Source organism: Streptosporangium sp. DT93 (assembly GCF_049844535.1).
Taxonomy (GTDB): Bacteria; Actinomycetota; Actinomycetes; order Streptosporangiales; family Streptosporangiaceae; genus Streptosporangium.
Genome location: NZ_JBNCLF010000001.1, coordinates 103664 through 118247, shown reverse-complemented (window position 1 = coordinate 118247; position 14584 = coordinate 103664). Strand labels below are relative to the sequence as shown.

The 14584-nt window shown below is 73.6% G+C and carries 9 protein-coding genes; 3 read left to right on the top strand and 6 right to left on the bottom strand.

The genetic code is table 11. The annotated features are described in order from the left end of the window. Positions 1-6: 6 nt before the first annotated feature. From ACLQ2R_RS00540 to ACLQ2R_RS00525, 4 genes are all read right to left on the bottom strand, one after another. On the bottom strand, positions 7-2877 hold the full coding sequence (locus tag ACLQ2R_RS00540; protein ID WP_425957261.1) for a helix-turn-helix transcriptional regulator: 2871 nt from the start codon (positions 2875-2877) through the stop codon (positions 7-9). 681 nt (positions 2878-3558) lie between these two features. Next, positions 3559-3714, bottom strand: coding sequence for a hypothetical protein (locus ACLQ2R_RS00535; protein WP_386238585.1), 156 nt, complete (start codon positions 3712-3714; stop codon positions 3559-3561). A gap of 261 nt (positions 3715-3975) precedes the next feature. Next, the gene (locus ACLQ2R_RS00530) at positions 3976-5184 is read right to left on the bottom strand and encodes an NAD(P)/FAD-dependent oxidoreductase (RefSeq protein ID WP_425957260.1); all 1209 of its coding nucleotides are present in this window, start codon (positions 5182-5184) and stop codon (positions 3976-3978) included. A 217-nt stretch (positions 5185-5401) separates the two neighbouring features. Continuing rightward, positions 5402-6346 carry an RNA polymerase sigma-70 factor gene (locus ACLQ2R_RS00525; protein ID WP_425957259.1) on the bottom strand — a complete coding sequence of 315 codons (945 nt, stop codon included), beginning with the start codon at positions 6344-6346 and terminating at the stop codon, positions 5402-5404. 115 nt (positions 6347-6461) lie between these two features. Here ACLQ2R_RS00525 and deoC point away from each other — a divergent pair, with 115 nt between their 5' ends. The 3 genes from deoC to ACLQ2R_RS00510 all read left to right on the top strand — a co-directional run bounded on the left by deoC (position 6462) and on the right by ACLQ2R_RS00510 (position 10178). Next, complete coding sequence (gene deoC / locus ACLQ2R_RS00520) at positions 6462-7409, top strand: deoxyribose-phosphate aldolase (protein WP_425957258.1); 948 nt, start codon at positions 6462-6464, stop codon at positions 7407-7409. Positions 7410-7419: 10 nt separating this feature from the next. Beyond that, a complete protein-coding gene (locus tag ACLQ2R_RS00515; protein ID WP_425957257.1) occupies positions 7420-8847 on the top strand; it encodes an aldehyde dehydrogenase family protein in 1428 nt (475 codons plus the stop codon). Positions 8848-9269: 422 nt separating this feature from the next. Next, positions 9270-10178: an aldehyde dehydrogenase family protein gene (locus tag ACLQ2R_RS00510; RefSeq protein ID WP_425958146.1), complete on the top strand. Its 909-nt coding sequence runs from the start codon at positions 9270-9272 to the stop codon at positions 10176-10178. Positions 10179-10294: 116 nt separating this feature from the next. On the opposite strand, the gene ACLQ2R_RS00505 is transcribed toward ACLQ2R_RS00510, so the two are convergent. Continuing rightward, positions 10295-11701, bottom strand: coding sequence for an amidase (locus tag ACLQ2R_RS00505; protein WP_425957256.1), 1407 nt, complete (start codon positions 11699-11701; stop codon positions 10295-10297). Positions 11702-11807: 106 nt separating this feature from the next. Beyond that, the gene (locus ACLQ2R_RS00500; RefSeq protein WP_425957255.1) at positions 11808-14570 is read right to left on the bottom strand and encodes an ATP-dependent RNA helicase; all 2763 of its coding nucleotides are present in this window, start codon (positions 14568-14570) and stop codon (positions 11808-11810) included. Positions 14571-14584 lie beyond the last annotated feature (14 nt).

Here is a 14584-nt window from a genome sequence, read left to right as displayed (position 1 = left end):
GCGAGGTCAGGCGATCAGCGTGAGGCGATGGGCCACGGCGGCCGCCTCGCCCCGGGTGGAGACGCCCAGCTTGCCGAGGATGTTGGAGACGTGGACGCTCACCGTCTTGGCCGAGATGAACAACTCGGCGGCGACCTCGCGGTTGGACCTTCCCAGGGTGACCAGCCTCAGCACCTCCAGCTCGCGCGGGGTCAGCGGTGACTCCCCGTTCCCCGGGCGGTCGACGAGGAAGATCCCGATCCGGCGGGCCAGTGCCTCCATCCTGGTGGCCAGGGGTCTCGCCGAGAGCGACACGGCGATCGGGTAGGCGGTGCGCAACCGGTCCGCGGCGCCGTCGCGGTCACCGGCGCCGGCCGCGGCCAGCCCGGCGTGGAACAGCGACCGCGCCCGGAGGAACGGGCGGCCCAGCCGTTCCCAGGCCGCGGCGGCCGCGTCGTGGTCACGGGCGAGACCGAGGCGGTAGGCCTCGGCCACCGGGCTGTCCACGGTCATCGCGTTCGAGGCCCTCGTGACCTGGGCGCGCAGCGCGGACGCCCGGTCGGGCGCGAGATCCTCGGTCGCCTCGCAGACCCCGCCGAGCAGGCCGAGCACCCGCCAGCCCAGCATGGGCTTGCTCGTGATCCGCGCCTCCCGGGTGACCCGCTCGGCGGCCTCCAGCGCGGCCAGCGGCTCCCCTTCGAGCATGTGCAGGCCGATCTGGAGCCGGACGTTGGCCGTCAGCTCCTGCATGAACTCCTCGGGGACGGCGGCGAAGCCCCCCACCTCGTTCAGGACGGACCTGAGCACGCCGGCCTCGCCGCGGGCGACGGCCACGTCCCCGTGGATCCGCCGCAGGTGGTGGCGGGTGCGCAGGGAGGGGCCCATGGCGAGGATCTGGTCGACCAGGCCGGCGGCCTCGTCGAACCTGCCCAGCGCCTCCAGCGCCTCGGCCCGGTTGGTGGCGATGAACGTGCCCTGGACCCGGTAGCGGCCGTACTCCCTGGCCAGCCGTTCCCCTTCGAGCGCGAGCTCGATCGCCTCGGTGGAGCGGCCGATGTTGTTCAGCGCGTCCACGTTGTTGGCGATGGCCCGCAGGACGTTGCGGCCGGAACCGACGCGCTCGCCGATCGCCTGGGCGGTCTTGTTGAGCGCGATCGTGATGTCGAGGCGTCCCGCGATCGAGTGGCCCACCGCGAGGTTGAGCAGCAACTCTGCCTCCAGGGACTCCTCGCCGTGCTCGCGCGCGATCCGCAGCGCCTCCTCGGTGACCGCCGTCCCCTCCGCCAGCTCGCCGCTGAACATCAGGTACGAGCCCAGCGTGGACAGCACCTCGGCGCGCTCCAGGCCGGGCCCGGGGACCAGCCGTTCGGCGTAGCGCAGGTCGTCGAGCACCCCGGGCCTGCGCCTGGCCTTCTTGAACTGCGCCCGCCGTACGACCAGGTCGGCCACCCGCGCGGGTTCGGCCCGCTCGTCGAGCTCGTCCAGCGCGGCCGTGACGAACCTGCTGCCCCGGTCGACCTCGCCGCACGCGCTCGCGGCCTCGGCGGCGTGTTCGAGCACCGTGGTGTGGTCCACGCCGATGCGCTCGGCGGCATCGGGGATCTTGCACCAGAGGGTGAGCACCCGTTCCAGGAGCTGCATCATCTCGTTGTAGGCGAAGCTCCTGGCGGCCTTGCCCGCGGCCTCCCAGGCGGAGATCAGGGCCCACAGGTCGTCGCGGGCGGAGTACCAGTGGTGGGCGATCTCGATGGCGGCCCTGCCGGGCGGGACCAGCGTGCGGTCGCGGCCGATCTCCTCGGCGAAGCGGGCGTGCAGCCGTACGTGCTCCCCGGGCAGGAGCTCGTCGTGCACGGCCTCGCGGATCAGTGCGTGCCGGAAGAGGTAGTCGTGGCCGTCGGCGACCTGCAGGACGTTGGCCGCGATCGCGGTGCGCAGCGCGTCGTCGAGGTCGACGTCGGACAGGCCGCTGACCGCGGCGAGCAGGGCGTGACCCACCCGGTTGCCGCCGGCGGCGGCGACGCGCAGCACGCGTTGCGTCTCCTCGGGGAGGCGCTCGACGGAACCGATGATCAGATCGTGCAGGGAACTGGGGAAGCCGGAGTCGCCGCCGCACTCCATCAGCGCCTCGACGAAGAGCGGGATGCCCTCGCTGCGCTGGAAGATCCGGCTGACCTGGACGAACTCGGGCGTGGTGCCCAGGATTCCGGCCATCTGGGCCGCGACCTCGTCCCGGGTGAGCCTGGGCAGGTCGATCCGCACGACGTCGTCCAGCCGTCCGAGCTCGGCGAGCACCGGCCGCAGCGGGTGCTGGCGGTGCAGCTCGTCGGAGCGGTAGGTGAGGACCATCAGCACCGGCGCGGTGTGGAGGTTCCGGCTGAGGAAGGCGATCAGGTCGCGGCTGGAGCTGTCGGCCCAGTGGACGTCCTCGACGAGGAGGATCACCGGGTGGCGTTCCGCGAGCCGTTCCAGCAGGGTGAGGATCTGTTCGAAGAGGCGGGCGCGGGCGGTGTCGCTCTCGGTGTCGCCGCTCGGCTCGCCGAACTCGGGGAGCAGCCGGGCCAGGTCGCGCGCCCCGCCCTCGGGGAGCAGGGCCGCGACCCCGTCGGCGCCGAGCTCGCGGACGAGCTGGCGGATCGCGGCGGTGAACGGCGCGTAGGCGAGGCCCTCGGTCGACAGCTCCACGCAGCCCCCGTTGAGCACGTGGGCGCCGTCGGCCGTGGCCCGTTCCGCGAAACACCCGATCAGCCGTGACTTGCCGACGCCCGCCTCGCCGCCGAGCAGCACGGTCACCGCCGCGTCCTTCCGGGCCTGCCCGAATGCCTCGGTCAGGTCCGCGAGCTCCCTCTCCCGCCCCACGAAAACAGGACTTACCGCCCGGGCCACCATGTCTGCCAGCATGCCATGCCTTAAAGGTGTGATCTTCCTATTTTTCGTTCGGCGGAACCGGGTGGTTCAGGGAGGCGACAAGGCCCGTCCGGGCGAATGGCGGCAGGGCTCCCGGACCCTGGTCATCCCTGGATGATCCTGTTGAAGAGGCCTCGGCGGTGCTTTTCCGACGGGTGGGTCCTCCTGTCCTTCCGTACCTCGCGGGCGCGGCGCCGGCCGTCCGCCTCCCGGCGGAGTTCGGCGGTCCGGTCGGCGATCATCTGAAGCTGTAACTCGGGGCCCATAGGGGTTTCCTCCCTGGTGCGGCGCCTCGTGGCGCGCCTTCCTCACAGACTTCAGACTCGTCCTAAGGCCCCCGTTCCCGCATCGGGAGGATGCCCTATCTCGCGGACGACTCCCGTCCCGGAACCGCCCGGTGACACCCGGCCCGCGCAGGGGTCCACGGAAGGTATCGGTTGCGTGACATCGGGGCGGAGATTGCATTTCTCCTCATGTCCCGCCGATGGCTCTGGGGGACAATAATGCATAATTCCGGATTAATCGGTTATGTAGGACAAAGCTCTTTTTTGTTATAATTTCAAATAGGTGAGCTCCTGACGCCGTCCCCGGGACGGAGGGACCGGCTCGAACGGAGCCCGGAACGGCGTGAGGCCCGGCCGCCGGGAGGATGGCGACCGGGCTCTCTGGCCGGGCTCACGTCGCGATGATCTTTCCGAAGAGGCTCCGGCGGCGCTTGCCGGAGGACTCCCGCCGCGTCTGGGCCTCAAGGGCACGGCGGTGCCTGGCCGCCTCCGCGCGGAACCTGGCCGCTCTTTCGTCGATCAACTGGAGCTGCATCTCGGGACCCATGAGGGTTCCTCTCTGCTCGGTGCCTGTCGGCGCTTTCCTGACACACTCCAGAGTCGTCCTAAGGCCCCCCGCGCCACATCGGGAGGATGCCCTATCTCCTGTGGCGGGCCAGCCGAAAACCCCCTTAGGGCGATGGGCACCGCCTTAGGGATCTCCGTGCTCCACGCGGGTCTCCCGTGCTCCACGCGGGTTTCCCGTGCCTCACGCGGGATGCCGGCGCCTCGCGCGGGATGCCCGTGCTCCGCGCCGGCTTCCCGTGCCCTACGCCGGTTCCCTGACGGCCGGGCCCGCCGCGGCCCGCTCCGGGGTGACACGGCGGCGCCGGGCCGGCAGCCCGAACGTCGGGTTGGCGACACCCCAGGCGGCGCCCTTGCAGATCAGCTCCTTGTAGACGGCGGCGAGCCGTCCGGTCAGGACCGCCCGTACGGCACGGTCGTCGGCGGTGACGTACTGGATCAGGCCCTCCCCGCGGCCCAGCGAGACGCACCGGTTGAAGTAGCGGATCGGCATGTTCGGAAGCTTCCCGCCGGTCAGGCGCGCCGCGATCGCGTCGGCGGCCTGCAGCGCGGTCGGGCCTCCCGAGGCGCACGACATCCGCAGCGGCTTGTCCCCGGGGCCCGTCGCCATGGCCGCGTCGCCGACGGCGTACACGTCCGGGTGCGAGACCGAGCGCATGGTCCGGTCGACCACGATCTGGCCGGTGCCGGTGACCTCCAGGGTGCTCGCCCTCGCGATCGGGTGGACCGCGAAGCCGGTGGTCCACACCGTGACCGCGGCCGGTACGGCCTCGCCGTCGGCGACGGTGACGCGCCCGGCCTCGACACCGGTGACGTCGGCGTGCTCGTGCACGGTGATTCCGAGCCCGCCGAGGACCTTCCGCAGGTGCGCGCCGCCCTTGGGCGAGAACCCGTCCCCGAGACCGCCGCGGGTGACGAGGGCGACGTCGAGGTCCGGGCGGGTCTCGGCGATCTCGGTCACGGCCTCCAGGCCGGTGAGCCCGCCGCCGACGACGACCACGGCCTGCCCGGCGGCGAGGCCGGCCAGGCGTTCGCGCAGCCGCAGCGCCCCTGGTCGGCCGGCGATCTCGTAGGCGTGCTCGGCGACCCCGGGGACGCCCTGGGCGTTCCAGCCGCTGCCGAGGGCGTAGACGAGGGTGTCGTAGGCGAGTTCCCCGGCGCCGTCCTCGTCGACGACGGTGACGGTCCTGCGGTCGGCGTCGACGCCGGTGACGGTCGCGACCCTCAGCTCGACACCGGTGCCCGCCAGCATCTCGCGGAACGGCCGGGGAGTGAGGTCCTGGCCGGCCGCGAGCTGGTGCAGGCGGACGCGCTCGACGAAGTCGGGCTCGGCGTTGACGAGGGTGACGGTGACGTCCTCGCGGTGGAGCCGCCTGGCGAGGCGGCCGGCGGCCATGGCTCCGGCGTATCCGGCTCCGAGGACGATGACGCGGTGCTGCGTTTTCCTGTTCATGTCGGCTCCTGTCGGCCCGTGTCGGCCTCTTTCGGCCTCTTGGTTCGCGGGTTCGTCCCTTGAACCGGACGGCGTGCCGTTTCCTGACAGGAACGCGGTGTGAAGCACCTCACACGACGGCACGGGACCATGGGTGCACCTCACCCGGCGGTGCGAGGGCGCGGTGTGAGGCGCCTCACATGACGGTGTCAGGCCCCTCGTACGGCCGCCGGAGGGCTCAGAAGGCGTGGAACAGGGGCTCCCCGTGGTCGTCGGCCGCCCAGCGCGCGGTCGCGCGGTCGAGCTTGTCGGGGTTGAGCTGGTTGCGGATCGCGGCGACGCCCTCGGTGGTGACCTCCAGGCACAGGACGCCGACGACCCGGCCGTCGATGACGGCCACGACGGCGGGGTCGCCGTTGGCGGTCCAGGCGTAGACCCCGGGCGAGCCGCCGGCGAGGGCGCGCTTGGCCTCGCCGGGTTTGAACAGGCCCCGCAGGAACCTCGCGACCGCGAGGGCGCCCTCGAACGCCCTGGCGCGGGCCGGGACCTTCCCGCCGCCGTCGCCCGTCGAGACGGCGTCCTCGGTGAGCAGGCGCACGAGCGGCTCGGTCCGGCCGCTGGCGGCGGCCGTCAGGAACTCCTCGACGATCCGCCGGGCGGCGGCCTCGTCGACCGTGACGCGGGTCCTCCCGTCCGCGACGTGCTTCCTGGCGCGGTGGAGGATCTGCTGGCTGGCGGCCTCGGTGACGTCGAGGATCGCGGCGATCTCCCGGTGCGGGTAGTCGAAGGCCTCCCGCAGCACGTACACCGCCCGCTCGACGGGGGAGAGGCGCTCCAGGAGCGTCATGACCGCGTACGAGACCGATTCGCGCTGCTCGGCGGTCTCGGCCGGGCCGAGCATCGGGTCGCCGGCGAGCAGCGGCTCGGGGAGCCACCGGCCCACGTAGGTCTCGCGGCGCGCCCGCGCGGAGGCGAGCTGGTTGAGGCACAGGTTGGTGAGGACCTTCGTCAGCCAGGCCTCGGGGACCTCGACGCGGCCGACGTCGGCGGCCTGCCAGCGCAGGAACGTCTCCTGCGCGGCGTCCTCGGCCTCACCGGCGGAGCCGAGGAGACGATAGGCGAGGGCCTCCAGGCGCGGCCTGAAGGCCTCGAACCGCTCGACGTCGTTCGCGGTCAGGGCCATGACCCGATCCTAGGTCGCGCCACCCCCCGAAGCGGGCGGATGTTGACGAAAACGGGTGAGAGGGCTGGGCAGGGTCCAGTTTGGAAGTAATCACACCAGTAGGCATGCTGGAGAGGTGTCAACTACGACGACCTCGCTCACCGACGTGGCCGCGTCCAACGCCACGCTGCGGAGCTTCCTGAACGGCCTGCCCGGCGTCGACCGCGTGGGCGCCGACCAGCGCGCCGCGATGCTCGGCACCCGATCCATCAAGACGACCACCAAGGCCCGCGTCATCGACCTCGCCATCGGCATGGTGGACCTGACGACCCTGGAGGGGGCCGACACCCCGGGCAAGGTCCGCGCGATGTGCGCCAAGGCGGTCCGTCCCGACCCGTCCGACCCCTCGGTGCCCAGGGTGGCCGCGGTGTGCGTCTACCCCGACATGGTCGCCGGGGCCGCGGCGGCGGTGAGGGGCTCCGGCGTCAAGGTGGCCAGCGTCGCGACTGCGTTCCCCAGCGGGCGCTCCTCGCTCGACGTCAAGGTCGCCGACACCGGGTTCGCGGTGGCCGCCGGGGCCGACGAGATCGACATGGTCATCGACCGGGGGGCGTTCCTGGCCGGGGACTACGTCAAGGTCTTCGAGGAGATCGTCGCGATCAAGGCGGCGTGCGGGACCGCGCACCTGAAGGTGATCCTGGAGACCGGCGAGCTGGCCACGTACGACAACGTGCGCCGCGCGTCCTGGCTGGCCATGATGGCCGGGGGCGACTTCATCAAGACCTCCACGGGCAAGGTGCAGCCCGCCGCGACCCTCCCGGTGACGCTGGTCATGCTGGAGGCGGTCCGCGACTTCCTGGCCGCGACCGGCCGCCAGGTCGGGGTGAAGCCCGCGGGCGGCATCAAGACCACCAAGGACGCGATCAAGATGCTCGTCCTGGTCAACGAGACCGTCGGCGACGCCTGGCTCACCCCCGAGTGGTTCCGGCTCGGCGCCTCCAGCGTCCTCAACGACCTGCTGATGCAGCGCCAGAAGATGGCCACCGGCAGGTACGCGGGTCCCGACTACTTCACCCTCGACTAAGGGCGTTCACATGTTCGAGTACGCACCGGCGCCCGAGTCACGTGACGTCGTCGCGATCAGGCCGTCCTACGGCCTGTTCATCGGCGGCGAGTGGGTCGACTCCCAGGGCACAGAACGCGACAAGACCGTCAACCCGGCCTCCGAGGAGGTCCTGGCCGAGATCGTCTGGGCCTCCGAGGCCGACGTCGACCGGGCGGTCGAGGCCGCCCGCAAGGCGTTCGGCGTCTGGTCGGCGATGCCCGGCTCGGAGCGGGCCAAGTACCTCTTCCGGATCGCCAGGATCATCCAGGAACGCTCGCGCGAGCTGGCGGTGCTGGAGACCCTGGACAACGGCAAGCCGATCCGCGAGTCCCGCGACGTGGACCTGCCCCTGGTGGCGGCCCACTTCTTCTACTACGCCGGCTGGGCCGACAAGCTCGGGTACGCCGGGTACGGTCCCGCCCCCCGCCCGCTCGGGGTGGCCGGGCAGGTCATCCCGTGGAACTTCCCGCTGCTGATGCTCGCCTGGAAGATCGCCCCGGCGCTGGCCTGCGGCAACACGGTCGTCCTCAAGCCCGCCGAGACGACCCCGCTGAGCGCGCTGCTCTTCGCGGAGATCTGCGAGCAGGCGGACCTGCCGCCCGGGGTGGTCAACATCGTGACCGGTGCCGGCGAGACCGGCGCGGCCCTGGTGAACCACCCGGGGGTCGACAAGGTCGCCTTCACCGGCTCCACCGAGGTCGGCCGCCGGATCGCCAGGTCGGTCGCGGGTTCCGGCAAGAAGGTCACCCTGGAGCTCGGCGGCAAGGCCGCGAACATCGTGTTCGAGGACGCCGCGATCGACCAGGCCGTCGAGGGGATCGTCAACGGGATCTTCTTCAACCAGGGCCACGTCTGCTGCGCGGGCTCCCGGCTGCTGGTGCAGGAGTCCATCGAGGGCGAGCTGCTGGACGCGCTGAAGCGGCGCCTGGGCACGCTGCGGCTGGGCGACCCGCTGGACAAGAACACCGACATCGGCGCGATCAACTCCGCCGCCCAGCTCGCGAAGATCCACGAGCTCTCGGACCAGGGGGAGGCCGAGGGCGCCGAGCGCTGGTCCCCGGCCTGCTCGCTGCCGGACCGGGGCTTCTGGTTCCCGCCGACCATCTTCACCGGCGTCGCCCAGTCGCACCGGATCGCCCGCGAGGAGGTCTTCGGCCCGGTGCTGTCGGTGCTGACCTTCCGTACCCCGGCCGAGGCGGTGGAGAAGGCCAACAACAGCCCGTTCGGTCTGTCGGCCGGCGTGTGGACGGAGAAGGGCTCGCGCATCCTGTGGATGGCGAGCAGGCTCCGCGCGGGCGTCGTGTGGGCCAACACCTTCAACAAGTTCGACCCGACCTCGCCGTTCGGCGGCTACAAGGAGTCCGGGTACGGGCGCGAGGGCGGCCGGCACGGGCTGGAGGCGTATCTCGATGTGTGAGCGGCACGCCGCCGGGCGGCGTTCCCGCCGGGCCCAGAGCACCCGGGGTCATGATTTCGCCCGCGCCGGACGGCCGGTGATGCGGGGCTGGTTCGCGCACCGGTGCGGCGTGAGCCGCTGCGGTCAGATCTTCGTGCCGGCCCGGCTGGCGCAGCAGGAGAGCTCGTGGAGAGGGCTGGGAAATGAGTAAGGCGGACAGGCCGGGCCGGTCACGGACGGGCGGCAAGACCGGCGGGCAGGCCGGTGGGCAGGCCGATGAGCCGACCGGTGGGCAGGCCGGGAAGAAGGCCGCCGGGCAGGAGCCGGGACACGCCGGGGAGAAGGCCGGGGACAGTGCCGGGAACAGTGCCGGGAACAGTGCCGCCGGTCAGGCGCGGGAGCAGGCCGGTGACGCGGGTGCGGCCGTGGGCGCCGGGGAGCACGTGAGCGGCGAGGACGGCGTGAGCGGCGGGGAAGGGGCCGGTCGCGTGCCGGGCAGGCTCGCCGTGCGCAAGACGTACAAGCTGTACATCGGCGGGGCTTTCCCGCGGTCGGAGAGCGGAAGGTCCTATCCCGTGGCCTCCTCCAGCGGTGACTTCCTCGCCAACGCCTCCCGGGCCTCCCGCAAGGACGCCCGCGACGCGGTGTCGGCCGCGCGCAAGGCGTTCGGCGGCTGGTCGGGCGCGACGGCGTACAACCGGGGGCAGATCCTCTACCGCGTCGCCGAGATGCTGGAGGGGCGCCGGGCCCAGTTCGTCGCCGAGCTGGCGGACACCGGGGCCGGGCAGGCCGGGGACGCCGGGGAGATCGTGGACGCGGCCGTCGACCGGCTGGTCTGGTACGCGGGCTGGTCCGACAAGATCGCCGCCGTGGCCGGGTCCTCCAACCCGGTCGCCGGGCCCTACTTCAACATCTCCTCGCCGGAGCCGACCGGGGTGGTCGCGGTGATCGCCCCCGACGAGCCGCTCCTCGGGCTCGTCTCGGTGCTGGCCCCGGTGATCGTCACGGGCAACACCTGCGTGGTGGTCGCGAGCGAGCGCGCCCCGCTCCCCTCGATCACGCTGGCCGAGGTGCTGGCCACCTCGGACCTGCCCGGCGGGGTGGTGAACATCCTCACCGGCTCGGTGGCGGAGATCGCCCCCTGGCTGTCCGCGCACATGGACGTCAACGCCCTCGACCTCACCGGGGTCACCGACGAGCGGCTGGCGGTCGCGTGCGAGGAGGCGGCGTCGGAGAACCTCAAGCGGGTGCTGCGCCCCGCCGCGACGACCGACTGGTACGCCGACCCCGGCACCAGGCGCCTGACGACCTTCCTGGAGACCAAGACCGTCTGGCACCCCACGGGCGTCTGAACCCGCTCCCGGCCCAACCTGACCTGACCGGGCCTGGTCCGACTCGGCCAGATCTGGTCCGACCCGACCCGACCCGGCCCGGCCTGGTCGGGTCCGGCCGGCTCGGCAGGGTGGGGTCAGCGGAGCGGTGCGTGGCGCGTCCAGGGGCGGGCCGCCTCCAGCTCACCGGCCAGTGCCAGCAACTGGGACTCGCCCCCGGGCGCGGCGACGAGCTGGACGCCGATGGGCATCCCGCTGGAGTGCACGCCGTACGGGACGCTCATGGCCGGCCAGCCGGCGAGGTTCCAGGCCGCGGTCGCGGGCGCGTACGTCAGGTTGACGCGGGCGTTCGCCGGCAGGCCGCGACGCCCCCAGCGGTCGGCGGCCGGTGGCAGGGCCGCGAGCGTGGGCATCAGCAGCACGTCGGCGTTGCCGAACCACTGGTCGGCGCCGTGCGCGCGCCAGCGGTCACGGCCGGTCGAGCCGTCCGCGCCGAACCTGGCGAGCAGGCGGCCCGCCCTGACCAGCGACCGGGTGCGGCGCTCCAGCCTGCGCGGGTCCAGGCCCTCGGCATCGCTCCTGGCGCACGCGAACCAGGTGGCGACGGCGGCGCCGGCGAGCCAGGCGGGCATCCGGTCGGTACGGCCCACCATGGTGTGCCCGGCGGCGCCCAGCACCTCGGCCGCCCCGGTGACCGACCGCTGGAACTCCGCGTCCACCGGAAGGCCCGGGGGCAGCGGCAGGGGCGCGACCGCGATCCGCAGCCTCGGCGTCTCCGACAGGGTCAGCCCGCCCGGGTAGTCGTCGATGGCGCTGCCCACGCCGAGCGCCTCGCTCTCCCCGGGCCTGGCCAGGGACATGTCGCCCGCCATCACGGCCAGCGCCAGCGCGAGGTCCGCCACGTTCGTGGCCAGCGGGCCGTTCTCCGACATGCCGTACCAGTCGTGCTCGGGAGGCGGGACCACCCCCTGGCCGGGTTTGATCGAGACCAGGCCGCAGCAGGCGGCGGGGATGCGCAGCGAGCCGAGCCCGTCGTTGCCGTGCGCCAGCGGGACCATGCCCGCCGCCACCGCCGCCGCGCTCCCGCCCGAGGACCCGCCCGGGGTACGCCCGAGGTCCCAGGGGTTGCGCGTCACCCCGTACACGTTGTCGGAGAACGCGGCCAGGCAGAGCTCGGGGACGTTGGTGATGCCGACGACCACCGCGCCCGCAGCCCTGAGCCTGGCCACCACGGGGTGATCGGTGCCGGCGGGCGTGTCCGGCGTGGCCGCCGAGCCGTTGCGCGACACCTCGCCCTCGACCGCGACGTTGTCCTTGATCGCGACGGGCACCCCGGCGAGCGGCAGCTCCGACAGGTCCTCGCGTCCCTCCAGCAGCCGGGCCTCGGCCCGCGCCCGGTCGGCGAGCACCTCGCGGAACGCCCCGACGCGGCCGTCACGCTCGGCGATGGCGTCGAGGTGCTCCTCGACGACCGCGGACGCGGCGACCTTCCCCCGTCGTACGGCAGCCGCGATCTCCACTGCGGAACTTCCCACCCACGACATGAACCGAGTGTGGTCCGGCGAGTCCGCCAGGGGAAGCGCGCCACGTATCGATCCGATGTCTTGTCCGGATCATCGGCGTTATCCGGCCCGGTTCACGCGCGGTAGATCATGTCCCGCCCGGACGGCGCCGGGGGTTGGTCCGGCGGGTGGCCGGGGCCGACATGGGGTCGTCGGGCCAGGGGTGCCGGGGGTAGCGTCCGCGCAGCTCGGCGCGGACCGCCCGGTACCCCTCGCGCCAGAACGAGGCCAGGTCGGCGGTGACGGCGGCCGGGCGTCCCGCCGGGGATAGCAGGTGGATCACCAGCGGGACCCCGGCCACGCGCGGCGCCTCGGCCCAGCCGAACAGCTCCTGCACCTTGGCCGCCAGCACCGGTCGTTCCCCCGAGTAGTCGATCCTGATCCTCGACCCGCTCGGCACCTCGACCCGTTCCGGGGCCGTCTCGGCGAGGCGGGCGTTCCACGGGACCAGGCGGTGCAGGGCGGAGACGACGTCCAGGCGTTCCAGGTCGGACCGGCGGCGGGCCCGCGAGAGCTCCGGTTCCAGCCAGCGGCCGGCCGCCTCGATCAGCGCGTCGTCGTCGGTCGCGGGCCACGGGTCGCCGAGCGTACGACGGCAGAAGGCCAGGCGCTCGCGCAGGGCCACGGCCTCGGGCGTCCAGCGCAGGAGCGACAGGCCCTCGGCGCGCAGCCCCTCCAGGACGGCGGGACGCACGTCGGCGCCGCGGAGCACGCCGGAGGACAGCTCGATCGCGCCCAGCCGCTCCACCCGGCGCGCGGACACGTCGCCGCGCCGTTCTCCCGGCGGCACGCGCCAGGTGATCTCCTCGCCGGACGTGTACAGGGGGGCCGCGGCGAGCCTGGCGATCTCCTCGTCGATCACCACGGCCTGCCTGATCCGGGCGGACGCGGCACCGGTGGGCCGGTCCGCGACCGCGACCGCGAGCCACTCGGCCGTCCCCAGCCGCGACCCGGCCGGCAGCTCCGCCGCCGTCCCCGAGGCCATCAGGTACGACCCGCCGCGCCGCCGCGCGACCCGCTCCGGGTAGGCCAGCGCCACGACGGTCCCGGCCACGGTGTCATCGCTCCCGCCCTGCGCGCCGCCGTCCCTCCCACCCGGTACGGTGTCGTCCCTTCCGCCCTGCGCGCCGCCGTTCTTCCCGCCCCGCACGGTGTCGTCGCTCCCGTTCGGTGCGGTGCCGTCGTCCCCCTGCGGTGCGGTGCCGTCCTTCGCCTTTTCCCGGCGCGGGCCACCGCCGGGGACGGCCCGCGACAGGCGCCCGGCCTCCTGGCGCCAGCGCGCGGAGAACGCGTCGCCACCACGGCGCGCGGAACGCCACACCGCCACCAGGTCGTCACCGGCCTCGCGGGGAAGCTGCTCCGAGAGCAGGGCGACGACCTCGGCCGCCCGCGACCCGGCACCGGCGTCGATCAGGGCCCGCGCCAGGCGCGGATGGACCCCGGCCACCGCCATCCGCCTGCCCCGGCCGGTCACCCGGCCCGCGTGGTCGAGGGCGCCCAGGGCGCTCAGGGTGCGGCGGGCCGCGTCCATCGCCGCGGGCGGGGGCTGGTCGAGCAGGGCCAGTCCGGTGGCGGCCGGGTCGCCCCAGCAGGCGGCCTGGAGGGCGAAACCGGTCAGGTCGGCGAGGGCGATCTCGGGCCGCGCGTACTCGGGGAGCCGGTCGTGCTCGGCCTGCGACCAGCACCGGTAGACCACGCCCGGCGCCTCGCGGCCCGCGCGCCCGGCCCGCTGGGTGGCCGACGCCCTGGAGGCCCGGACCGTGCTGAGCGAGCCGAGCCCGCGGGCATGGTCGGTGCGGGGCTCCCTGGCCAGGCCGGAGTCGACCACGATCCGCACCCCCGGCACGGTCAGGCTCGACTCGGCGACCGAGGTGGCGAGCACCACCCTGCGCCCGGCGCCCGGGGACAGGACCGCGTCCTGGACGCGGGCCGGAGCCTGGCCGTGGACCTGCAGGATCTCCACACCACCGCCACCACCGTCGTTGTCGCCACCGCCGTCGACGCCGCGAAGCTGCGCGGCCACCCGCCCGATCTCGCCGACACCGGGCAGGAAGCAGAGCACGTCCCCCTCCCCCTCCGCCAGCGCGCGCCGCACCACACCGGCGACGTGGGCCAGGAACGCCGGGTCCACCCGCATGCCGTGGGGCGGGGCGACGGTGCCGGTGGGCGGCGCCCAGACGGGGGTGACCGGATGCATGGTGCCCGAGGCGTGCACGATCGGCGCGGGCTCACCGGAGCCGGGCGGAGCGGAATCACCGCCGAGCCGACCGGGATCACCGCCGAACGGGCCGGAATCACCGGAGCCGGGCGGGCCGGGATCGCCGGAGCCGAGCAGGCGGGCCCAGGGGGCGGCGTCGGCGGTGGCGGAGGTGGCGACGATCCGCAGGTCGGGGCGGAGCGTGGCGCGTACGTCGAGGAGGAAGGCCAGTGCGGTGTCGGCGTCCAGGTGCCGTTCGTGGCACTCGTCGAGCAGGACCGTGTGCGTGCCGTCGAGTTCGGGGTCGCGCTGGAGCCGTTGCAGCAGGACGCCGGTGGTGACGACCTCGACGACCGTTCCGGGGCCGGTCCTGCGCTCGCCGCGGATCGAGAACCCGACCTCCGCTCCCACCTCCGACTCCAGCAGCCAGGCCATCCGCCTTGCCGCCGCCCGTACGGCCATCCGCCTCGGTTCGGCCACGACCACCCGCCTTCGTGCCGAGCCGTCGAGGAGCCCGGCCAGGGCGAGCGGGACGAGCGTGGTCTTGCCGGTGCCCGGGGGCGCGGTGAGCACGGCGAGACCCCGCTCGTCGAGGGCCGCGAGCAGCTCGGGCAGGACGTGGCGGACGGGCAGGCCGGACCGGTCGGAACGCACCCGTCCAGTGTCCC